At 60.8% G+C, this 1,181-nt stretch carries 1 protein-coding gene and 1 pseudogene; both read right to left on the reverse strand.

The window, feature by feature from the left end:
• Positions 1 to 270: pseudogene (locus V6C07_RS00495) on the reverse strand (lipoyl synthase); the annotation flags it as partial.
• A complete protein-coding gene (lipB, locus tag V6C07_RS00500) occupies positions 267 to 980 on the reverse strand; it encodes a lipoyl(octanoyl) transferase LipB (protein WP_333534391.1) in 714 nt (237 codons plus the stop codon). The gene lipB and the pseudogene V6C07_RS00495, both read right to left, overlap by 4 nt.
• Positions 981 to 1,181: the final 201 nt, after the last annotated feature.

A 1,181-nucleotide genomic window follows, 5' to 3' on the forward strand; every position in this document is an offset into this window, starting at 1 on the left:
CTGACCGGGATGAATGTTGCAGAAACGGCAGTTGCGCGTGCAGGTTTCGCCCAGGATCAGAAAGGTGGCCGTACCGGCGGAGTAGCATTCCTGCCGGTTGGGGCAGTTGGCCGCCTTGCAGACGGTGAAAAGGCCCAGGTCATCCACAAGGCCGGTGGTGGAGAAAAAGCGTTTGTCCGAGGCCAGTGGGCGGCGCAGCCAGGGCGGCATGCGCATGGCTTTTTGCGGTTTGTCGCCGCAGGAGCCGGAAGCGGAGGTTTTGCAGGTCACTTTTCAGTCCTTTGCGCGTCTTGCAACAGTGTCATGAGGTCTTGGGCGGCCCGCAGGATGGGCAGAAGCTGGCCGTGGCTCCCGGCGGGCTGGAAAATATGGTAAAACTCTTCAAGAAAGGCAGCTTTTACGGCGGCCATGTCCGGAGCCGGGACAGCCGTTTCCCGCGCTATGGATGTGGCGGCCACGCCTTCCAGGCCGCAGGGCGAGATAATGTTGAACAGGGAGAGGTCCTCGGCCACATTGAGAGCCAGACCGTGCATGGTGACGTAGCGGTTCACCGCGATGCCCAGCGATGCGATCTTTTTTTCGCCCGTCCATACGCCGGGAAAGCCCTGCCGCCGCTCTGCCGTCACGTCAAAGCGGGCCAGCATGCGTATGGCGGTTTCCTCAAGGTCGTGCACATAGGCGCGGATGCCGCCGGACCGCTTCTTGAGGCTGATAATCGGATAGGCCACAAGCTGACCCGGAAAATGGCAGGTCACGTTGCCGCCACGGGTGCTGTGCACGATGTCCACATGGTCGCTCCACATGCTTTGCAGGTGCGGCGGAACATTTTCCTCACCGGAGTTTTTACCGATGCTCACGGTGGGCGGATGCTCAAGCAGCAGCAGGATGTCATCCCCGCCGGATTGCACCAGTGCCTGTACCTGCTTTTGCAGGGCAAAAGCGTCTTCATGGCCGATGCGGCCCAGATCAAATGCAAGCATGTCGTTTCTGCTGTTTTTCGTCCTGTTTACGCGGGCGGTGTTTTTACCGCAAGTCGCAGGGAGTGGCGTCCTGTGAAAGGAAGACCAGTTCTTCCGTAATGTCCAGCAACTCTTCCATAAGGCCGCCGCCGCTCATGGGGTGGCCGAAAAGCGCCTGCCTCTGGCTGTCCAGGCCGCGCCTGTCCACGGCGTCGGGCAGGG

This window comes from Desulfovibrio sp. 1214_IL3152, assembly GCF_036763055.1.
Taxonomy (GTDB): Bacteria; Desulfobacterota; Desulfovibrionia; order Desulfovibrionales; family Desulfovibrionaceae; genus Desulfovibrio.